Raw genomic sequence first — 22171 nt, 5'->3', positions numbered from 1 at the left:
ATAATAAATTTCTATATAATCCTTTATATTAGAATAATTAAAATTTTTAAATTCCATAATGGATTTTTCTGTATTTCCGTTTCCTAAGCTTTCTAGGCTTGTTTTCACATAGTAATTATTATTTTCTTCATTATTTATTATAGAGATCCATCAGTATATTTTTATCTTATAAAAACAGAATCAATTACAGCAAAGGTTCTTATTACTGCTACAATAATTACAGCTTTATTAGGACTAAAACTTATTATAAATTTACTATTTAATAGAAACAATATTCATTTAGAAATAAGAGTGTTTAAAAATTTATTTTATGTTTTAAAATATGGATTGAAGTATAGAAATACTAGAAATAAAATACTATTATCCTTTGGAATAGCCATAGGAGTTATATTAATTTATTTATATTTAGTTGCAGGAATAAAAAATGAAAATATATTAGTTACATTTCTTACTAGATATCCATTTAAGGGAACCTTGATATTAATTCTTATTCCATTAGTAACTGTTTTGTATTCTTTAAAGAAAAGTTTAGATATATCAATAATTAATGATGGCTTAAAAAAGATTTATTCAGGGGATTTTGATTATACTATTGATGATATAGGAGAAAGGGAAGTAAGGGAATTAGTAGAGAATATAAATAAGATGAAAACTGGATACAAGATAGCTTTAAAGGAACAAGTTAAAAATGAAAAAATAAAGACTGAATTAATTTCAAGCGTATCCCATGATTTAAAGACACCCCTTACGTCAATAATTAATTATGTCAATATACTAAATAATAAAAATATAACAGAACAAGAAAGAATAGATTACTTAAGAATATTAGAAAAAAACTCAAGGAGATTGCAATCATTAATAGAAGATTTGTTTGAAGTTTCAAAATTAAATAGCGGAAAAATGAAGATTGAAAAGTCAAAATTAGATATAATTTCACTAATTCATCAAGGAGTTGGGGAATATTCTAGTTTATATGAAGAAAAGAAAATAGAATTTAAAGTTAATACTAACGCAGAAGAAATATTTCTTGATTTAGATGGAAACCTGATATCTAGAGTATTTGAAAATATAATAGTAAATGCTTTAAAATATTCCTTGCCTAATACAAGAGTATATGTAGATGTAATTGATAAAGAAAATTCAGTAGAAGTAGCTTTTAAAAATATTGCAAATTATGAAATGAATTTTAATGGTGAAGAAATGTTTGAAAGATTTGCAAGAGCAGATAAATCTAGAAATTCTTCTGTTGAAGGTTCTGGCTTAGGCTTAGCAATATCAAAAAGCATAGTTGAGCTTCATAATGGAAGCATTAATATTGCAATTGAAGGAGATATGTTTAAAATATTTATTATTTTGCCAAAGGAGTAAAAGGAGGATAAATATGGCAGTATTATTTATAGAATATCCAAAATGCACAACTTGTAAAAGGGCTAAAAAGTTTTTGCAAGAAAATAAGGTAGAATTTATAGATAGAAATATAGCAGAAGAAAACCCAACAAAGGAAGAATTAAAAGAATGGTTAAATAAGAGTGGTCTTAAAATAAATAAGTTTTTCAATACCTCAGGAGTTTTATATAGGGAAATGCAGTTAAAAGATAAAGTAAAAACTCTTGGAGAAGAAGAATTACTTGATATATTATCATCAAATGGAATGTTAGTAAAAAGACCAATTCTTGTTGATGGTGATACAGTCTTAGTTGGTTTTAAAGAAGAAGAATGGAAAGAAAAGTTAGTAAAAGATAAAAATTATCAATAAGTAATAATTAAAGGGAAATGGAGATATTAATTAATATCTCCATTTCTCTTTATATTGGGATAATTTATCCTATTTTACAAAGGAGAAAAATAAAACTATAATATCAATATGTTGTATGTGAATTGTGGTTGAATTGACAATAATATACTATATATTGTAGGGGGAATTGTAATGGATTATTTAAATAGTATTTGTAAGCTAGCATTAGAGGGTATTGACGGCAATAGGGGGATATATACAGAAGAAAAACTTAGGAAAGCACTAATAAATATAATTAGACCAAATATGACCAATGAAGAAATAAGAGATTCAGTAATGCAGACAGCATTAGAATTAACATCTGATATGGAACCAGACTGGCAATTTGCAGCATCGAAATTATTTGTCCTTAAGATTTATGACAATATTAAAGAAAAAAGAGGTATTTTAGAAGAAAAAAATCTGTATAGTAATTTATATGAATTTATTTCTGATTTAACAGAGAAGGGCCTTTATGGGAAATATATACTAGAAAATTACAGTAAGGAGGAGATTTTAGAGTTAGAAAAAGAAATCAAGCCAGAGAGAGATTTCCTTTTTACTTATAGCGGCATTAATCTTTTAGCGAGCAGATATCTAATTCAAGATTATGATAGAAGCCTATTAGAACTGCCTCAGCAGATGTTTATGGGAATAGCCATGCATTTAGCAATTCCAGAGAAAAAAGAAATAAGGGTAGAATGGGCAAAGAGGTTTTATAATGTTTTAAGTTCTTTAAAAGCAACAATGGCAACTCCTACTATGTCAAATGCAAGAAAACCCTTCTATCAGTTAAGTTCCTGCTTTATAGATTCTATAGATGATAGTTTAAAGGGAATTTATAAGTCTTTAGATAACTTTGCAGAAGTATCAAAATTTGGTGGAGGAATGGGCATATACATAGGAAAGGTTAGGGCATCTGGTTCGCCAATAAGAGGGTTTAAAGGAGCTTCTGGAGGAGTTATACCATGGATAAAACTATTTAATGATACAGCTATAGCAGTAGATCAATTAGGTGTTAGAAATGGTTCAGTGGCAATATGGTTAGACATATGGCATAAAGATATACCTGATTTTCTTCAAATAAAAACAAATAATGGCGATGACAGAAAGAAAGCACATGATGTTTTCCCAGGAATATGCTATCCAGATTTATTTTGGAGGCTTGCAGAAAATGATATAGATGCTGATTGGTATATGATGTGTCCACATGAAATTAAATTAGTTAAAGGATATTCACTAGAAGATTATTATGGGGAAGAGTGGGAAAAGAGATATTACGAATGTGTAGAGGATGACAGAATAAGCAAAAGAGTTATGTCAGTTAAAGATATAGTAAGACTTATAATAAAAAGTGCAGCAGAAACAGGCACACCTTTTGCTTTCTTTAGAGATACAGTAAATAAAATGAATCCAAATAAGCATAAAGGTATGATATATTCCTCAAATCTTTGCACTGAAATAATGCAAAATATGAGTCCTATGGACATTCAGCAGGCAGAAATAATAGATGAAAGTGGAGATAAGGTAATTATAGAAAAAACTAAAGCAGGAGATTTTGTTGTATGTAATCTCTCTTCAATTGTTTTAGGAAATGTAGATGTAAATAATGACGAGGAATTATCCTATGTAGTAGAGACGCAGATAAGAGCAATGGATAATGTTATTGATTTAAATTATTATGCAGTTCCTTTTGCAGAGGTAACAAATAAAAGATACAGATCAATAGGATTAGGAACAAGTGGATATCATCATATGCTTGTAAATAATATGATTCATTGGACTGATGAAAAACATAAGGAATTTGCAGATAAAGTTTATGAAAAAATAAATTATTATGCTATAAAGGCAAGTAATAATATTGCAAAGGAAAAGGGAGCTTATTCTTATTTTGGAGGTTCAGATTGGGAAACTGGAGAGTACTTTGAACTTAGGGGATATAAATCAGAAGAATGGAATAAATTAAGAGAAGAAGTAAAGAAATATGGAATGAGAAATGGTTATTTAATTGCAATTGCTCCTAATGGTTCAACAGCAACTATTGCAGGAACATCAGAAGGTGTAGATCCGGTAATTTTAAGGTTTTGGCTGGAAGAAAAGAAGGGAAGCATAATTCCAAAAACTGCACCAAATTTAAATGAAAGAAATTACTGGTACTATAATTCAGCTTACAATATAGATCAAAAGTGGTCTGTTCAAATTAATGGAATTAGACAAAGACATATAGATCAAGGACAGTCCTTCAATCTTTATATTACAAATAATTATACTATGAGACAAATAATGAATTTATATATAGAAGCTTGCAAGGTTGGTGTAAAATCAATATATTACGTAAGGTCTAAATCTTTATCAGTAAGCGATTGTGAAAGCTGTTCTGCATAAAAATTGTCTATTGAATAAGGGGGAAAATAAGATGGATGTAAATAAGAAGCCGTTATTTAATGAATTTGGAGATATAGAGATATCAAAAAAAAGAATTATAAATGGGAATACTACAAATTTAAATGACTTTAATAACATGAAGTATACTTGGGTTTCAAACTGGTACAGGCAGGGAATGAACAACTTTTGGATACCAGAAGAAATAAATCTAGCTCAAGATTTAAAAGATTATAATGATAAGCTTACAGAAGAGGAAAGAATTGCATACGATAAGATACTATCATTCTTAATCTTTTTAGATTCAATACAGACAGCAAATTTATCTAACATAAATAACTATATAACTGCAAGTGAAATAAATCTATGCTTAACAATTCAGGCCTTCCAGGAAGCTGTCCATTCACAAAGTTATAGTTATATGTTAGATACTATCTGTTCACCAGAAAAAAGAAATGAAATTCTTTACCAATGGAAAGATGATGAGATTTTATTAAAGAGAAATAAATTTATTGGAGATTTATATAATAATTTTATTAATAATCCTAATACTGAAAACTTATTAAAAACTATAATGGCAAATTATATCCTTGAGGGAATATATTTTTATTCAGGCTTTATGTTCTTCTATAATTTAGAAAGAAATAAAAAAATGTCAGGTTCTGCTCAAGTAATTAGATATATAAATAGAGATGAAAATACCCATCTTTGGTTGTTTAGAAACATATTAAAAGAATTACAAAATGAAAATCCCGAAATATTTACTGAGGATATTAAAAAAGAATTAGTAGAAATGATGAAAGAAGGAGTAAAAAACGAAATAGAATGGGGCCATTATGTTATAGGCGATAAAATTCAAGGTATAAATAAGGATCTAATAACTAACTATATAAAATACCTAGGTAATATAAGAATGAAGGCTATTGGCTTTGGTTATATATATGAAGGATATAATGAAAATCCGGCTAAATGGGTAGATATACTAGCTGATTCAAATTCTGTAAAAACAGACTTTTTTGAGGCTAGATCCACAGCTTATGCCAAGGCAGCGGCCTTGATTGATGATTTATAAAATAATAGCTGCAAAATATAGAAAAAAATTACATATTTTTTTCAAAAAATAATACTTAAGTAAAAAAACCCCTGGAAATTACAAATTTTTAAGACAAAAAACGAAAAAATTATAAAAAATCTGAATATTTATTGTTAACATATATTGAAAATATGATATAATTAGTTCAGTATGATTTGAAATAGGATGAGTACTTAATATAATTTTTTATTTTATAGCTAATTTTAAGGAGGAATTTCAGTAATGAAAAAAGGTATAGCTGCATCTAAGGGTTATGCAATAGGAAAAGTATTTATACAAGAACATGAAGAAATAGTAATAACAGATGCTAAAGTAACTAATGTAGAAGCAGAAAAAGAAGCTCTGCAAAAAGCTTTAGATAAGGCAAAGGAACAACTAACAGCTATTAAAGAAAAAACTCTAGCAGAAATTGGCGAACATGAAGCACAAGTTTTTGAAGCGCATCTAACCTTATTAGATGACCCAGAATTTACTGGTGGTATGTTAGCTGAAATAGAAGCAAATAGTGTAAACGCTATGAAGGCAGTTGAAAATGTTACAAATACTTTTGTAATGATATTTGAAGCTATGGAAGATGAATATATGAAAGAAAGAGCTGCTGACATAAAGGATGTTTCAAAGAGAATTATTGCAAACTTAGCAGGAAAAGGAGATAACTCTTTAGCATCAGTTGAAGAAAATACTGTTATTGTTGCACATGATTTAACACCATCAGATACAGCTCAACTAGATAGAAGTAAAGTTATTGGCTTCTTAACAAACATAGGCGGAAGAACATCTCACTCAGCTATTATGGCAAGAACTTTAGAAATACCAGCAATAGTAGGACTTAAAGACATAACAACATCAGTTAAAAATGGAGATACAGTAATATTAGATGGTATTGAAGGAATTTGTATAATAAATCCTGAGCAATCAGTTATTGATGAATATACAGCTAAAAGAGATAAATTCTTAAAAGAACAAGAAGAATTAAAGAAACTTATTGAAGTAAAAACAGTAACTAAGTCAGGCAAGAGAATAGAGGTTTGCGGAAACATAGGATCACCAGCAGATGCTGAAGCTGTTTTAGCAAATGGTGGAGATGGAATAGGATTATTTAGAACTGAATTCTTATATATGGATAGAGATTCTGCTCCAACAGAAGAAGAACAATTTGAAGCATATAAGAAGGTTCTTGAAATAATGAAAGATAAAAAAGTAGTTATAAGAACTCTTGATATCGGAGGAGACAAAACTCTACCATATTTACCATTACCAAAAGAAATGAATCCATTCTTAGGTTATAGAGCTATAAGATTATGCTTAGATAGAAAAGATATATTTAGAGTTCAAATAAGAGCATTATTAAGAGCGTCAGTATATGGACAACTAGCAGTAATGTTCCCAATGATTTCTGGATTAGAAGAATTCCAACAAGCTAAAGCTTTTGTTGAAGAATGCAAGGCTGAATTAAGAGCTGAAGGAATTCCTTACTCAGAAGATATAGAATGGGGTATAATGGTTGAAATACCAGCAGCTGCTGTATATGCTGATGAATTAGCTAAATATGTTGATTTCTTCTCAATCGGAACTAACGACTTAATTCAATATACTTTAGCTGCAGATAGAATGAGTGAAAAGGTATCATATCTTTACAATCCAATGCATCCATCAGTATTAAGATTGATAAAGATGACTATAGATGGAGCACATAAACATGGAAAATGGGTTGGAATGTGCGGAGAAATGGCAGGAGACGAAAATGCTATTCCAACATTAGTTGAATATGGACTTGATGAATTCTCAATGAGTGCAACATCAATATTAGCTGCTAAGAAGATAATTTTAGAACAAGAATAATAAATATAAAAAAAGAAGATTGATAGCAATCTTCTTTTTTTATATTTAAAGAAGTAAATAAAAAATACGATAATAGAAATAATGATATTTGTAGCTAAGTCAATATTATTTTTATAAAGAGGTAATTATGAGGGACGAAAATAAAAAATATTATAATAAGGCTTTGAGTTTATATAATAAAGGTGAAATAGATAAAGCTTTAGAAGTATGTGAAGAGGGTATTTCTCTTAATTTAAGAAATTCAAATATTTTAAATTTAAAGGGACTTCTTTTATATCTAAAAGGAGATTTAGATGGTGCTATTGCAAGCTGGAAAATTAATAAGGATTATAATAATGATCCAATATCAAAAACTTATTTAAATGATGCCTATAAAGATGAAGTTAGGGAAAAGCTATTTATAGAAGCAGAAAAATTAGTGAATAATTTATCAATAAATGAAGCTATAGAAAAACTTTTAATATGTAATGAAAGTGATTTCAATTTTATAAAAGTAAATAATTTATTAGCCTTATGTTATTTAAGAAAAGGAGATTATGATAGTAGTAAATTATATTTAAATAAGGTTCTATCCATAGATAAAAATAATTCAACAGCAAAAAGAATATATAAAGAAATTAATGAAGTTTTAGAAGTAAAATCTAATAAAAAAATATTTGTTCCACTATTATTATTAATTTTTATTATGACGGTAACAACAATAGGCTATAAAAGTGGTTTAATAAATAAAATCATAAGTTTGGAAAAGAAAGAAATAAGCTATGAAGATAATAGCAAAGCTGAAAATAAGGAAGAGGAAGATAGTAACAAAGAAATAAAAGAGAATAATAAGGCTGCTGAGGAGAATAATAAGGAAGAAAGCGATAATTTAAAAGAAGAAAATGAAGTTCCTCCTTTGACTAATAAAGAAATTCAAAATAATTATGAAAAAGCAAGCAGCTACTTTGAAGAAAAAAATTATAAGGGAGCTAAAGAGTTATTAATATTAACCTTAAATTTAGCAGAAAACCATCATTTACATGACGATATATTATTCTTATTAGCTTCTTCTTGTGATAGGCTTAATGAAGTGGAAAATTCCATAAAATATTACGAGCAATATTTATCGGCGTATGACTATGGTAATTATAGTCAGGAAGCTTATTATAGAATAGCTTTAATTTATAAGGATATTGATATTAAAGAAAGTAAAAAATATGCAAGCGAATTAGTAAAAAAATATCCTAAATCTATTTACAACAATCAAAATATAAAGGCAATACTAAACAACTGATTATAGGAGTTGATAAAATGCTAACTATAATAAAAGGCATAAAAGTTTACTCCCCTTCCTATCAAGGAAAAAAAGATGTAGTATTATGTGGAGATAAAATAGAAGGAATTTATGATAATATAAAAATTCCAACAGATTTTATAAATATTAATATTATTGATGGGAGTGGTAAATTACTTTTCCCAGGTTTTATAGATAATCATGTTCATATAATAGGAGGTGGAGGTGAAGGGGGATTTAAGACTAGAACCCCAGAAATACCTCTGACTGAGCTAACGAAAGCTGGAATTACAACTGTAGTTGGATGCATAGGTACAGATGGAGTATGCAGGGATATGGCAAGTTTAGTGGCTAAGGCTAGAGCACTGACAGAAGAAGGTATAACAGCTTATTGTTATACAGGTTCCTATGAAATACCAGTAAAAACCTTAACCAGCAGTATTAAATCAGATTTAATGCTTGTAGAAAATATAATTGGAGTTGGAGAAGTAGCACTTTCAGATCATAGAAGTTCTTATGCTAGTTTTAATGAGTTTATAAAAACTGTTTCTAGTGCTAGGGTTGGAGGAATTTTATCTGGTAAAGCAGGAATAGTTAATGTTCATTTAGGAGATGGAAAGGCAAAACTTGATTGTTTATTTAAGCTTATAGAAGAAACTGATATTCCTACAACTCAAATTTTACCTACTCATCTTAATAGAAGCAGAAAATTATTTGAAGTTGGAAAGGAATATGTAAAAAAGGATGGATATATTGATTTAACAACAAGTTTTGATCCTAATTTTTTAGAACCTGAGGAATTAAGAGCTAGTGAAGCTTTAAGTATAATAGTTAAGGAAGGACTAAGTATTGATAATGTTACTTTCTCTTCAGATGGAAATGGAAGTATGCCTATTTTTAATGAAGATAAAAAGTTAATCGGTCTTGGGATATGTAAAGTATCCAGTCTTTATTCAGAAGTTAGGGAGGCAATAAAAACTTATAACATTGAAATAGAAAAAGCTTTAAAAGTAATAACTATAAATGTTGCTAAATTATTAAGGTTAAAAAATAAGGGAAGCATTGAAAAAGGAAAAGATGCAGATTTAGTTTTAGTTGACGAGGATACATTAGATATAGATATGGTAATTGCAAAAGGAATAGTTATGGTTGAGGGTGAAAAAGCTATGGTAAAGGGAACCTTTGAATAAATTAGAAAATAATTTAAAGAAGATGAATTATAAAGATTTATATTAAAAAAGGAGCTGTCAGCAACAGCTCCTTTTTTAATTATAGATTTTTAGTTTTTATGAAAATTTGTACTAAGCTATTTTGTATTAAAAAATAAGTGTCTGCCTATAGATGTACTTTGTGTTTTTTCTATATTTGTCATCCATGAGCAGGTTGCTGTTTCTGGATTATAAAAGAATAATGCTTCATTTGTAGGGTCATTACCTCTTATAGCATCATATACAGCGTCATAACATTCTTGGGTTGGGGTAACTGATATTTTTCCATCAATAACACAAGAAAAGGCATTTGGCTGAAAAATTACCTCTTCTATGGTATTTGGAAAACCTGGGCTTAATACTCTGTTTAAAATAACAGAAGCTACAGCTACCTTACCCTCATAGGGCTCTCCTTTACTTTCAGCATAAACAACTTGTGCCATTAAATTAATATCATTTTCAGTTATATAAATTTTATTATCATTATAGTTAAAAACCTCAACTACTTGATCTGCATCTGTTGATGCATAACTTAATATTTTATTATTTATATTTATATTCTTTTCATTATTAGCCATATTATGATTTTCAATTTTAGTTGAAGCAAAAGTAGTTATTTCTGCTGAAAATATTAGGAGAGTACAAATGATTAATACTTTTCTTAAATTCTTCATTTTTAACCTCCTATTAGTTACAATAATCAGAAATTAGTATTACCAAGTTAAAAAAAATAATACTAATTTTTATAAAGATTTTAGATATCTAGAATAAATTTCTAGAGCATCTTCTCTTTTCTTGGAGGCATTCTTATATTTTTTCATTATTTCATCAGAATATTTATCAAAATTTGAACAGCTTTTTTCATAAATAACAGCATTCTTCATTAAAGATAAATAAATTTCGTATAGCTTAAAATATTCTTTTAAAGTTACATATATATCATCATAGCCTTCTGGTATAGATATAGAATGTAATGTAGTTTTTGCAAAAACAAGTTTTTCTTCTTTTTTGTACAAATCATTTATAATTACAGATAAATCTCCTTTTTCTTTTCTTATTTTATTTATTTCAGGCATTAGATCTTCATTTAAATAATCGATTTCATTATTTAAATCCTGAAGTTTCATTATAAATTTATTTATTTGTTTTTCCTTAAAGGCCTTATCTCTATTATTTTTAATAATTATATTTAAATAATTATAGTATTCGTTAGTATAACTATTTAACTTGTTTATAAATTTTAAATCTAGTTTATAATGCTTCTTTAATTCAGAATAATAATTTATGCAGTTTTCTTTAAGGGTTAAAAATTTATTTAAATCGTAATTAGAGTTTACCTTCTTGGAATTGGATATAAGATAATTTAAATTATCATATAGATATATATTAGCTGCTATAGAGTTATTTAATAATAATTGCAACTCTTTATTTTGAGAGAAAAAATTATACTTATCTTTATCAATTTCTTCAGAAAGAATTTTTAGACTTTCTACGCTTTCTACCAAACTATCATTAAGTAGATTTATATTTTCTTCCTTATTAGAAAAATTTTTTATAACTTTTTCGTTAATAGTGTTTAGTTTTTTAGTAATAACGATTAAAGGATTTTTATTTAAATTATTGTTGTAAAAGTATATAAATAAGAAAAAGATGAATAAAAATATTAGGAAAATACTTATTACTAAATGTCTATCTATTTTGTTAGAATTATTAGAAGAAATGTGCAAAAATTATCACTCCTTAAAAATTCCTTTACATAAAAATATATATATTAAAGTTTATTAACAAATATTATTAAAATTAAATTAAAATTGAAAAAGTATTAAAGTGATGTAATTAGATATTATAAATTTGGTGTATAATTAGAATATATAGAAAATTAGGAGGAGCTTCTTTTGCAAGATATAAGTATATTTATTACAAATACAATTAAAAATATATCAATATCATCTATTTTAGATATAGCAGTTGTTGCCTATTTATTTTATAAAGGATATATGTTAATAAGAGGTACCAGGGCTGAACAATTATTAAAGGGAATAATGTTTATGGTATTTTTAATTCCTGTAAGCTATTTGTTAAATTTAGAGGTTGTAAACTTTATATTAAATAAAACTTTGACTGTAGGATTAATATCAGTGGTTATTATTTTTCAGCCGGAAATTAGGAGGGTATTAGAGCATATTGGAAGAAGGGCCTTTGATGAAGTTTATAATATAGAAGATCAAGAAGAAAGAAGTATTGTAATAAACGAAATAGTTACAGCAGTAAAGAATTTATCAGATAGTAAAACAGGAGCTCTATTAGTAATTGAACAAGCAACAGGTTTAGGAGAAATAATAGGTACAGGAACTATTTTAGATGCAAAGATTTCATCTAATTTATTAGAAAATATATTTGTAGTTAATACCCCTCTCCATGATGGTGCAACTATAATAAGAAAAGATAGAATTATTGCATCAGGATGTGTCTTGCCTTTAACAAATAATGATAAAATAGATAAAAAATTAGGAACAAGACATAGGGCAGCTATAGGATTATCAGAAGTGTCTGATTCAATAAATATTATAGTGTCAGAAGAAACCGGGATAATTTCACTGGCTATTAATGGAAAGCTAACAAGAAATTATGATGCAGAAAAATTAAGAATAATTTTGTTACATCTCCTTAAAAACAAAGAAAAGAAAAATGTTAAGTCAGCTGGAGAGAGGGTGAAATCTTGGATAAGGATAAAAAAGATAAAGGAATAATAATAATAATATGTACTATATTATCTGTGGCTCTATGGATATATGTAACTAATGTAGAAAATAAAATAAGAACTACAGAAATAAATAAAATACCAGTTGAGTTAATTAATGAAGAGGCGTTAAAAGCTTCAAATTTGGCAGTAGTTCCAGGACAGGAATTATATATTACTTTAAAAGTTGAAGGTAATACTGCTGATATAAATCAAATAAAAAGAAGTGATTTTAAGGTACAAGTAGATTTGGCTGAATATGTATGGAAAAAGGGTGTAAATAAAGTTCCAGTATCAATAGTAGACTATCCTGTTTCAGTAAACATAAAAAATACAAATGATTTAACCGTTTCTATTAATATAGATAATTATTTAGAGAAGTCAATGAAGATAGAGTCGAATATCAATGTTACTCCAAGAGAAGGATATTTTGCATCATCGGCAATTATTAGTCCAGAAGCTGTTAAGGTAAGTGGGGCAGAGTCATATGTAAATATGGTGAATAAATTAGTTTTGAAAGACAATTTAAGTGATGTTTATGATAATATTTCAGCAGAATATAGAATTATTCCTATAGATGATGAAGGGAAAGAATTAACAGGGATAAATTTATCACAGGAAACTGCAAAGGTAGAAATAAAAGTAAGTAAGGGAAAAGCTGTTAAAGTGAATATTCCAACTGTTGGAGAGCTTCCAAATAAACTAAAGCTTAGTTCATTAAAACAAAATAAAGAAACAGTGGAATTATTAGGGCCAAAGGAAGTGATTGATAAAATAAACGAACTTTCAACTGAGTCCTTAGATTTATCAACAATAACAGAAAGTAAAGAAGTATTCCTTAAAATTATTGTTCCGGAAAACACTACTGTAGCTGAAGGAGAAGAATATATAAGGGTTACTGTAGAAGTAATAAAATATATTAGTAAAGATTTTAATGTAAGCTTTAGTACTAAGGGCTTAGGAGAAGGATTGAAGTTTACCCCTAATGTGGATAAAATAAAGCTTATAATTAGTGGATATGAAAGGGATATAAATAATATTAATGAAAGCAATATCAATGCTAGTTTAGATTTAAGTTCTTATACTACAGAAGGTTCTTTTGAAAAGCTTCCTGTAATTACTATTGAAGGTATAACTTCTGAATATAATTTAGATTATATAGAAGCAGTAAGCTTTAAAATATCAAAGGAAAAAACGGAAGTACCAACCCAAGGAAGTCCACAAGAAACAGACAGGAACCAGGGAGAATGAATTAGTTAGGAGTTAGTAGTTAGGAGTGTGGAGTGAAAATACAGTGTGGAGTTTGGAGTGTGAAATAAAAATACAGTGTGGAGTTATCTCCACTCCTAACTCCTAACTCCTAACTACTAATTACTAACTCCTAACTCCAAACTAAATTATCTATTCTAAACTGAAGAAAAGTGAGGAAAAAAGGATGACAATTAGAATAAATAATATTTCTTTAAAATTAGACGAAGACAAGGAAGTTTTAATTAAAAAAGCAGCTAAGAAGCTAAAAATATTAGAAAAGGAAATTAAAAATTTCAGAATATTAAAAGAGAGCTTAGATGCTAGAAGAAAAAGTGATATAAAGCTTGTTTATCATGTTGAGCTAAACTGTAATAATGAAGAAGCTCTTGTTAAAAGATTAAAGGATAAAGATATAAAACTTGAAGAATCATATTATGAAGGTGTAGTAAAGTTTGGGGATAGAAAATTAAATAATAGGCCTGTAGTAGTTGGTTTTGGACCAGCAGGAATATTTGCTGCATTGACCTTAGCTGAAAATGGTTATAAACCAATTGTTGTTGAACGTGGAGAAGATGTTGATAAAAGAACTGAGACTGTTAATAAGTTTTGGGAAACAGGAGAGCTTAATGTAGATTCAAATGTACAATTTGGTGAAGGTGGGGCAGGAGCCTTTTCGGATGGAAAATTGACTACTAGAATAAAGGATAAAAGATGTGATTATGTATTAAAAAAGCTAGTAGAAGCAGGAGCACCTGAGGAAATAGCATATTTAGCAAAGCCCCATGTAGGAACAGATTTATTAAAGGGAGTAGTTAAAAATATTAGAAATAGAATAATAGAATTAGGCGGAGAAGTATTATTTTCACATAAATTAGAAGAAATAAAACATGAAAATGGAAAATTAAAATCCATAATTGTTAATGAAAGAGAAATAGAGTGTGACAATTTAATATTAGCAATTGGTCATAGTGCAAGAGATACTTATGAAATGCTTTATAAAAATGAAATTTATATGGAAGCTAAGGCCTTTGCTATAGGAGTAAGAATAGAGCATCTTCAAGAAGTTATAAATAAAAGCCAATATGGAGATATGTATAATCATCCAAAGCTAAAGGCGGCAGAGTATAGATTAACTTATCAAAGTGAAAGATTAAATAGGGCAGTATATTCTTTCTGTATGTGTCCTGGAGGAGTTGTAGTATCTGCAGCTTCTGAAGAAAATAGACTAGTTACAAATGGAATGAGCTATCATACAAGAGATTTAGAAAATGCTAACTCAGCTTTAGTTGTTACTGTAAGGCCAGAGGATTTTGAAGGAGATTCACCTTTAAGGGGAATGGAATTCCAAAGACATTATGAGGCTTTGGCATATAAGTTAGGTGGTGGTGGATATAAGGCACCTGTTCAATTGTTAGGGGATTTTATGGAAGATAGAGTGAGTACTAAACTTGGAAGAGTAAAGCCAAGCTACACTGGCGGATATATTTTTGAAGACTTAAGAAAATGCCTTCCATCATATGTAATTGAAGCTTTGAAGGAAGCAATACCAGTTTTTGATAAAAGAATTAATGGTTATGGGGATAAGGATGCTGTTTTAACCGGTATAGAAACAAGAACTTCTGCCCCGGTTAGAATACAAAGAAATGATGATTTAGAAAGTGTATCAATAAAGGGAATATATCCAGCAGGAGAAGGGGCAGGCTATGCTGGAGGAATTATATCAGCAGCAGTAGATGGAATAAAAGTAGCAGAAAAAATAATAGAAAAATATAGTCCAATCAATAATTAGGAATAAAAACTCCTGCTAAGGGCAGAGAGTTTTTATTTTATATACATATAAGTTAATGAAAAAGTTCTTATAATATAGAAAAATATGGTAAAATGTAGTAAGAGGTGATTTTGTGAGAACATCTTTTAACATAAGTAATAAAATGACAATGATAGCTGAAATGAGAAATGACACTATTTTTCAAATATTAGAGTATGATGAGTTAGGAGAGAATATAGATCCTAAAATATCAATGAAGTTAGATTATATAAGAAAATCAAATAATAAACTTAGGCAGGCAAGAATTATCCTTGATAATAGTGAAATAAAAATTGAGCCTGGAAAGTTAAGTTATTATAAGGGAGAAATAAATATAGAAAGTAAAAATAATTTTGTTGGAATTGGAAAAAGATTAATTTCAAATATTATGATGAAGGAAACAAATTTAAAACCTGTTATTGAGGGTTCTGGAGAAGTGTTTTTAGAAGCAGCTTTTGAAAATTTTGTATTACTAGAATTAGAAGATGAAGAAATAATTATTGATAGTAAAGCCTTTTGTGCCTGTGAGAACTCAATTGAAATTGAGAGTTTAAGAGAATTAAAGGATCCTTACTTGGAGGAATACTCAAATAAATTAAAGTTAGTAGGCAGTGGAATAGCATTAATAACAATTCCAGTTTCTCATAAAGAAATATTAAAATGTAAAATATATAGAGATTCTATAAAAATAAATGGAGATATGGTTCTTTTAAGAAGCGGAAGCATAGAACATGAAATAGAAAAACTGTCTAATAATTTATTAGGAGATTCATCCGAAGGAAAGTTTTTAAATATTTATAATGGAACTGGAGAGTTATGGTTAGCTCCCACTTTAAAAGTTTATGAAATCTTAAGAGAAAAGATAGAAGAAGATATGATAGAATATCTAAGAGATATAGAAAATATACAAAATTAGATATCTTGTAATGTTGTAAGTTAAGTAAAATATAGATATAATTTAGTAGGATTAAGTAGTCCAAAGAAAAAGGGAGTGAGACTATTGGCTAATGGAGAAAGTAAGCTAAAAAGTAAGGATATTGACTTGCTTTTTGAAGCAATACTTAAGCTTGAAACCATAGAAGAATGTTATGATTTCTTTGAAGACGTTGCTACAATAAATGAGTTAAAGGCTTTAGCTCAGAGATTATCTGTAGCAAAAATGTTAAGGGAAAAGAGAGTTTATACTGAAATAGCTGAAAAAACAGGGGCAAGCAGTGCCACAATTAGTAGAGTTAATAAATGCTTAAATTATGGGACTGGTGGATATAACACAATTTTAGATAGATTAGAAAATAAAGAACAAAATTAGTTTTTCTAAAAATATGTAAAAAGTGAGGTATAAATATGAATAGAATGTTTGGAACAGACGGAGTTAGGGGAATTGCAAATACAGAGTTAACTTGTGAAATAGCTTATGGTTTAGGTAGAGCTGGAGCTTATGTATTAACTGAGGGGACTCATAAGCCTAAAATATTAGTTGCTAAGGATACAAGAATTTCAGGTGATATGTTAGAAGCTGCTTTAGTTGCAGGAATACTATCAGTTGGAGCTGAAGCAGTTATGTTAGGAGTAATTCCTACACCAGCTGTTGCTCATTTAATAAGAGAATATAATGCAGATGCAGGAATTATGATATCAGCATCTCACAACCCTGTAGAATATAATGGTATTAAGTTCTTTGATAATAATGGATATAAATTAAAGGACGAATTAGAAGATGAAATACAAAGAATAATAGAAAGTAATTTTGAAGGTGTTCCTACACCAATAGGAAATGCACTTGGAAGATCTTATATAAAATCTTCTGCATTAGATGATTATGTAAATTATGCTATTTCAACAATAGATGTAGATTTTAAAGGATTAAAGATAGCCTTAGATTGTGCAAACGGTGCTGCGTCAATTGCAGCTGTTAAAGCTTTTGAAAAATTAGGGGCAGAAGTTCATGTAATTTATAATAAACCAGATGGAACAAATATAAATGAAAACTGTGGTTCAACTCATCCAGAAGACTTACAAGAATATGTTGTATCAGAAAAATGTGATTTAGGATTTGCCTTTGATGGAGATGCAGATAGATGTTTAGCTGTTGATGAAAAAGGTAATTTAATTCATGGAGATTTTATATTAATGATGTGCGCAAAACATCTTAAAGAATTGGGAAAACTAAAGGATGATACTTTAGTAGTAACAGTAATGAGCAATCTAGGGTTAGATATAGCTTGCAAAAGAGAAAGAATAAATGTTATAAAAACAAAGGTTGGAGATAGATATGTTTTAGAGGAAATGGTTAAGGATGGCTATGTTCTAGGAGGAGAACAATCTGGACACATTATATTCTTAGACCATAACTCAACTGGTGATGGACTAGTTACAGCTCTTCAAGTTGCAGCTATAAGAAAGAAGGAAAATAAGGCTTTAAGTGAATTAGCTTCAATAATGAAGGAGCTTCCTCAAGTATTAGTTAATGCAAAAGTTCCTAACGATAAAAAGAATATATATTTAGAAGATGAAGAAATAGTTGAGGCTATAAAAAAGATAGAAGAATCCTTAAATGGAGTTGGAAGGGTTTTAATAAGACCTTCAGGTACAGAACCTTTAGTTAGAGTAATGCTGGAAGGCGAAAATCAAGAAGAAATAGATAGAATGGCTAATGATTTAGTTAATTTAATATTGAGCAAAATTTAATATCTATTAATAGGACTGATATAAAAAAAGAAGATTGGGAGTAATCTTCTTTTTTTTATACAATTTACTATTTTTTATTATTATAAAATTTATTAAAATAAGCCAGGTATTATAATGTATATTTATTATTTTTCTTAAAAATTTTATTAATTTGCAATGAAAAACCTTAATATATTAAAAAATTATTAATAGGATATAGTGATAAAGGGGGAAGAAAAAATGATTTTGTAAAAATTCTGTAAAAGATTGACTTAGGTGGATAATAGGTGTAATATTTTTATCAACAGTAAAATTGAATAAGAAATATTAAATTGAATAAATGCTATGAAGGAGACCATTATTTAGAGAATAAAGTTACAGAGAGTCCATGGTTGGTGTGAATGGATACTTTACTAAATAATCATCACTCCAGAGCAGTATCTTGAAAGTACAAAAATGTATTAGTAAGAGATAACCGGTAAGCACCGTTAAAGGCAAGGGTTTGTTGGAACCTGGTGATAGTAATTTAATGTTGAGTTATGATTACCGCCATTGATTTATATTATCGAAGGTGGTATTTTTATACACTTTTTTAGGAAGGGGGAATGATCATTTGGAAAGTCACATATTATCTGTGTTAGTTCGTAATTCTTCAGGAGTATTAGCTAGAATAGCGGGATTATTTTCAAGAAGGGGATTTAACATTGACAGTTTAACAGTTGGAAGTACTGAAAATAAAGAAATATCAAGAATGACAATAGCTTTAACTGGAAACGAGGATGTTTTAGAGCAATTTACAAAGCAGCTCAATAAACTAGAGGACGTTTTAAAAATATATGAATTAAAGTCAGAAAATTCTGTATATAGGGAATTAGTATTAATAAAAGTACAAGCTCCACCAGAAAAAAGGGGAGAAATAAATGAGCTGGTAAAAATATTTAGATGCAAGATTATAGATGTTGCACAACAAACATTAACAATAGAACTTACTGGAGATGAAAGTAAGGTATCAGCCTTGATAGAATTAATGCAGTCCTATGGAATAGTAGAAATGGTAAGAACGGGGGTAACAGCCCTAGAAAGAGGGGATAACGATATAACAAAATACGAATAGTATCCAATTGAAGATTGAAAATGGACAATTGATAATTAAAGATAAACTGTTATACAGTTTCTAAAATTTATAATTCAGCTATGCTGAATTATTCCCAAAATTGTGAATTTTGCATTGTACTTAGGGGGGATGGCAATGAGCAATAAAAAAATAGAAATATTTGATTCAACCTTGAGAGATGGGGCACAGGGTGAAGACATTTCCTTTTCGCTGGAGGATAAAATAAAGCTGGCTTTAGCATTAGATAAAATTGGGGTTACTTATATTGAAGCTGGAAATCCTGGATCAAATCCAAAGGATATGGAGTTTTTTAAACGTATAAAGGAGGTAAAACTTAGCAATTCAAGACTTGTAGCCTTTGGTTCAACAAGAAAGGCCAATATTAAAGCTGAAGAAGATAAAAATTTAAAGAGTTTAATTGGGGCAGATACAGAAACAGTTGCGATATTCGGAAAGGCATGGGATTTTCAGGTTGAAGAAATTTTAAAAACTTCTTTAGAAGAAAATATAAATATGATATTTGATACAATAAAATTTGCTAAGGAAAAAAATAAAGAAGTAGTCTTTGATGCAGAGCATTTCTTTGATGGATATAAAGCTAATAAGGAATATGCAATAAAAGCTATTAAAACAGCAAAAAAGGCTGGTGCAGATGTTATAGTCTTATGTGATACAAATGGTGGAACTCTTCCTAAAGAAATTAAAGAAATATCAAAGAAAGTGGTTGAAGAACTAGGAGGAAGGATAGGAATTCATTGCCATAATGATATAGGTTTAGCGGTGGCAAACTCATTAGCAGCAGTAGAAGAAGGAGTAATTCATATTCAAGGCACTTTTATTGGATTTGGAGAAAGATGTGGAAACGCAAATTTATCATCAATAATTCCAACTTTGCAGCTAAAAATGGGATATAGGGTAGTAGAGGAAGAAAAATTATCAAGATTAACAAAAACAGCAAGATTTATATCTGAAATTTCAAATCTTAAGCTTACAGACAATATGCCTTATGTTGGGGAGTCAGCCTTTGCCCACAAAGGTGGAATGCATATTGATGCAGTAACAAAATCTACAAAGTCTTATGAACATATAAATCCTGAACTTATAGGAAATGATAGAAGATTCTTAATTTCTGAGGTAAGTGGCAGAAGTACAATACTAAAAGAAATTCAAAAGATATTTCCTAATATAGAAAGAGATAGTGAAGAAGTAACTAAAGTCACAAATAGATTAAAAGAGTTGGAGTATGAGGGATATAAATTTGAAGGTGCAGAGGGCACCGTAGAACTTCTTATTAGAAAAACAATAGGAAAATATAAGCCTTTCTTTCAGTTAAATCACTTTAAAACAATAGTAGAACAACCCTTCAGCAATAAGGACTTTACATCAACAGCAATCGTAAATATTACAGTGGATAATGAAAATAAAATTGCAGCTTCACAGGGAGATGGACCTGTAAATGCATTAGATAAGGCATTAAGGGAAGCCCTTGAAAGTTTTTATCCAAAGTTGAAAGAAGTAAGATTAGTCGATTATAAGGTAAGGGTTTTAGATTCAAAAAGTGCCACAGGTTCAAAGGTAAGAGTATTGATAGAATCTACTGATGGCAGGGAAAATTGGACTACAGTTGGGGTGTCTAAGGATGTAATTGAGGCAAGCTGGACCGCCTTAGTTGACTCCTTGGAATATAAATTAATTAAAGATATGGAGAAAAATTTAAAAGCGTATTTTTAAAAAGGGGGACTAAAACAAATGGGAATGACAATGACACAAAAAATATTAGCAGCACATGCAGGACTAGATAAAGTAAAGGCAGGACAGTTAATTGAGGCAAAATTGGATTTGGTGCTAGGTAATGATATAACATCACCTGTAGCAGTAAAGGAATTTCAAAAATTAAATTTTAAAGAAGTTTTTGATAAAGATAAAGTTGCTATAGTTCCAGACCACTTTACACCTAATAAAGATATAAAGGCAGCGGAACAATGTAAGTTCATAAGGAACTTTGCAAAAGAAAAAGAAATAACTAATTTCTTTGAAGTAGGTGAAATGGGAATAGAACATTGCTTAATACCTGAAAAGGGCTTGGTAGTTGCAGGAGATGTGGTAATTGGGGCAGATTCACATACTTGTACCTATGGAGCACTAGGAGCTTTTTCAACAGGTATTGGCTCAACAGATATGGCAGCTGGTATGGCAACAGGAAAGTGCTGGTTTAAGGTTCCATCGGCAATAAAATTTGTACTCAGAAATAAACCAGCAAAATGGGTAAGTGGAAAAGATATTATTCTTCATATAATTGGAATGATTGGGGTAGATGGAGCTCTTTATAAATCTATGGAGTTTGTAGGAGACGGAATAAAGTATTTATCAATGGATGATAGATTTACAATGGCAAATATGGCAATTGAGGCTGGTGGAAAAAATGGAATTTTTCCAGTAGATGAAAAGACAATTGAGTATTTAAAAGAACATTCAACTAGAGAATATAAGGTTTATGAAGCAGATGAAGATGCAGAATATGATGAGGTTTATGAAATAGATTTAAGCAGCTTAAGACCGACAGTTGCATTTCCACATTTACCAGATAATACGAGAACTATTGATGAAGTTGGGGATGTTGTTATAGATCAGGTAGTTATAGGTTCTTGCACAAATGGTAGAATATCAGATTTAAGAGTTGCAAGAGATATACTTAAAGGCAAGAAAGTGAAAAAAGGAGTGAGATGTATAGTCTTCCCTGGAACTCAAAAAATTTACCTTCAAGCTTTAGAAGAAGGAATAATTAAGGATTTAGTAGAAGCTGGAGCTGTTGTTTCTACACCAACTTGTGGACCATGTTTAGGTGGCCACATGGGAATACTTGCAAAGGGTGAAAGGGCTGTATCAACAACCAACAGAAATTTTGTTGGTAGAATGGGGCATGTTGAATCAGAAGTTTACTTAGCAAGTCCAGCAGTTGCAGCAGCATCAGCAATAACAGGAAAAATAACAAATCCAGAGTTAATTTAAGGGGGAGATAT

At 29.1% G+C, this 22171-nt stretch carries 18 protein-coding genes; 16 read left to right on the top strand and 2 right to left on the bottom strand.

Going from position 1 to position 22171, the window contains the following annotated elements:
* Window positions 1-291: 291 nt before the first annotated feature.
* The 7 genes from KQI16_RS12940 (at window position 292) to iadA (ending at window position 9554) form a co-directional block, all read left to right on the top strand.
* Window positions 292-1368, top strand: coding sequence for a HAMP domain-containing sensor histidine kinase (locus KQI16_RS12940; protein ID WP_330654146.1), 1077 nt, complete (start codon window positions 292-294; stop codon window positions 1366-1368).
* 13 nt (window positions 1369-1381) lie between these two features.
* Window positions 1382-1756 carry an arsenate reductase family protein gene (locus KQI16_RS05915; protein ID WP_216432770.1) on the top strand — a complete coding sequence of 125 codons (375 nt, stop codon included), beginning with the start codon at window positions 1382-1384 and terminating at the stop codon, window positions 1754-1756.
* Between the two features lie 171 nt (window positions 1757-1927).
* Window positions 1928-4159 carry a ribonucleoside-diphosphate reductase subunit alpha gene (locus KQI16_RS05910; protein WP_216432769.1) on the top strand — a complete coding sequence of 744 codons (2232 nt, stop codon included), beginning with the start codon at window positions 1928-1930 and terminating at the stop codon, window positions 4157-4159.
* A gap of 31 nt (window positions 4160-4190) precedes the next feature.
* Window positions 4191-5228 carry a ribonucleotide-diphosphate reductase subunit beta gene (locus KQI16_RS05905; RefSeq protein WP_216432768.1) on the top strand — a complete coding sequence of 346 codons (1038 nt, stop codon included), beginning with the start codon at window positions 4191-4193 and terminating at the stop codon, window positions 5226-5228.
* A 243-nt stretch (window positions 5229-5471) separates the two neighbouring features.
* A complete protein-coding gene (gene ptsP, locus KQI16_RS05900; protein ID WP_216432767.1) occupies window positions 5472-7091 on the top strand; it encodes a phosphoenolpyruvate--protein phosphotransferase in 1620 nt (539 codons plus the stop codon).
* Between the two features lie 127 nt (window positions 7092-7218).
* A complete protein-coding gene (locus tag KQI16_RS05895; RefSeq protein WP_216432766.1) occupies window positions 7219-8364 on the top strand; it encodes a tetratricopeptide repeat protein in 1146 nt (381 codons plus the stop codon).
* 17 nt (window positions 8365-8381) lie between these two features.
* Window positions 8382-9554, top strand: a complete 1173-nt coding sequence (gene iadA, locus KQI16_RS05890; RefSeq protein ID WP_216432765.1) for a beta-aspartyl-peptidase — start codon at window positions 8382-8384, stop codon at window positions 9552-9554.
* Between the two features lie 116 nt (window positions 9555-9670).
* Here the strand turns inward: iadA and KQI16_RS05885 are convergent, their stop codons facing one another.
* Together KQI16_RS05885 and KQI16_RS05880 are read right to left on the bottom strand one after the other, a co-directional pair.
* Complete coding sequence (locus KQI16_RS05885) at window positions 9671-10246, bottom strand: cell wall hydrolase (protein ID WP_216432764.1); 576 nt, start codon at window positions 10244-10246, stop codon at window positions 9671-9673.
* Window positions 10247-10315: 69 nt separating this feature from the next.
* On the bottom strand, window positions 10316-11299 hold the full coding sequence (locus KQI16_RS05880; protein ID WP_216432763.1) for a hypothetical protein: 984 nt from the start codon (window positions 11297-11299) through the stop codon (window positions 10316-10318).
* 168 nt (window positions 11300-11467) lie between these two features.
* Here KQI16_RS05880 and cdaA point away from each other — a divergent pair, with 168 nt between their 5' ends.
* From cdaA to leuC, 9 genes are all read left to right on the top strand, one after another.
* Complete coding sequence (gene cdaA / locus KQI16_RS05875; RefSeq protein WP_216432762.1) at window positions 11468-12322, top strand: diadenylate cyclase CdaA; 855 nt, start codon at window positions 11468-11470, stop codon at window positions 12320-12322.
* The gene (locus tag KQI16_RS05870; RefSeq protein WP_216432761.1) at window positions 12292-13563 is read left to right on the top strand and encodes a CdaR family protein; all 1272 of its coding nucleotides are present in this window, start codon (window positions 12292-12294) and stop codon (window positions 13561-13563) included. The genes cdaA and KQI16_RS05870 overlap by 31 nt, the downstream gene beginning before the upstream one ends.
* 184 nt (window positions 13564-13747) lie before the next feature.
* Window positions 13748-15352, top strand: coding sequence for an NAD(P)/FAD-dependent oxidoreductase (locus tag KQI16_RS05865; RefSeq protein ID WP_216432760.1), 1605 nt, complete (start codon window positions 13748-13750; stop codon window positions 15350-15352).
* Window positions 15353-15464: 112 nt separating this feature from the next.
* A complete protein-coding gene (locus KQI16_RS05860) occupies window positions 15465-16286 on the top strand; it encodes an AIM24 family protein (RefSeq protein WP_216432759.1) in 822 nt (273 codons plus the stop codon).
* 84 nt (window positions 16287-16370) lie between these two features.
* Window positions 16371-16679, top strand: a complete 309-nt coding sequence (locus tag KQI16_RS05855) for a YerC/YecD family TrpR-related protein (protein WP_216432758.1) — start codon at window positions 16371-16373, stop codon at window positions 16677-16679.
* A 35-nt stretch (window positions 16680-16714) separates the two neighbouring features.
* Entirely contained in the window at window positions 16715-18058 is a 1344-nt protein-coding gene (gene glmM, locus KQI16_RS05850) for a phosphoglucosamine mutase (RefSeq protein ID WP_216432757.1), read from the top strand.
* Window positions 18059-18650: 592 nt separating this feature from the next.
* On the top strand, window positions 18651-19151 hold the full coding sequence (ilvN, locus tag KQI16_RS05845) for an acetolactate synthase small subunit (protein ID WP_119864339.1): 501 nt from the start codon (window positions 18651-18653) through the stop codon (window positions 19149-19151).
* Window positions 19152-19286: 135 nt separating this feature from the next.
* Window positions 19287-20882, top strand: coding sequence for a citramalate synthase (gene cimA, locus KQI16_RS05840; RefSeq protein WP_216432756.1), 1596 nt, complete (start codon window positions 19287-19289; stop codon window positions 20880-20882).
* 18 nt (window positions 20883-20900) lie between these two features.
* The gene (leuC, locus tag KQI16_RS05835; RefSeq protein WP_216432755.1) at window positions 20901-22160 is read left to right on the top strand and encodes a 3-isopropylmalate dehydratase large subunit; all 1260 of its coding nucleotides are present in this window, start codon (window positions 20901-20903) and stop codon (window positions 22158-22160) included.
* The last annotated feature ends 11 nt before the right edge of the window (window positions 22161-22171 follow it).

Source organism: Caproiciproducens sp. MSJ-32 (genome assembly GCF_018918055.1).
GTDB lineage: Bacteria > Bacillota > Clostridia > Clostridiales > Clostridiaceae > Clostridium.
This window is presented reverse-complemented; position numbering and strand designations above follow the sequence as displayed.

Excerpts from the sequence above, each read along its gene's own strand:
- KQI16_RS05915 (WP_216432770.1), top strand. The coding sequence starts at position 1,382 with ATGGCAGTATTATTTATAGAATATCCAAAATGCACAACTTGTAAAAGG.
- KQI16_RS05910 (WP_216432769.1), top strand. The coding sequence starts at position 1,928 with ATGGATTATTTAAATAGTATTTGTAAGCTAGCATTAGAGGGTATTGAC.
- KQI16_RS05905 (WP_216432768.1), top strand. The coding sequence starts at position 4,191 with ATGGATGTAAATAAGAAGCCGTTATTTAATGAATTTGGAGATATAGAG.
- ptsP (WP_216432767.1), top strand. The coding sequence starts at position 5,472 with ATGAAAAAAGGTATAGCTGCATCTAAGGGTTATGCAATAGGAAAAGTA.
- KQI16_RS05895 (WP_216432766.1), top strand. The coding sequence starts at position 7,219 with ATGAGGGACGAAAATAAAAAATATTATAATAAGGCTTTGAGTTTATAT.
- iadA (WP_216432765.1), top strand. The coding sequence starts at position 8,382 with ATGCTAACTATAATAAAAGGCATAAAAGTTTACTCCCCTTCCTATCAA.
- KQI16_RS05885 (WP_216432764.1), bottom strand. The coding sequence starts at position 10,246 with ATGAAGAATTTAAGAAAAGTATTAATCATTTGTACTCTCCTAATATTT.
- KQI16_RS05865 (WP_216432760.1), top strand. The coding sequence starts at position 13,748 with ATGACAATTAGAATAAATAATATTTCTTTAAAATTAGACGAAGACAAG.
- glmM (WP_216432757.1), top strand. The coding sequence starts at position 16,715 with ATGAATAGAATGTTTGGAACAGACGGAGTTAGGGGAATTGCAAATACA.
- cimA (WP_216432756.1), top strand. The coding sequence starts at position 19,287 with ATGAGCAATAAAAAAATAGAAATATTTGATTCAACCTTGAGAGATGGG.
- leuC (WP_216432755.1), top strand. The coding sequence starts at position 20,901 with ATGGGAATGACAATGACACAAAAAATATTAGCAGCACATGCAGGACTA.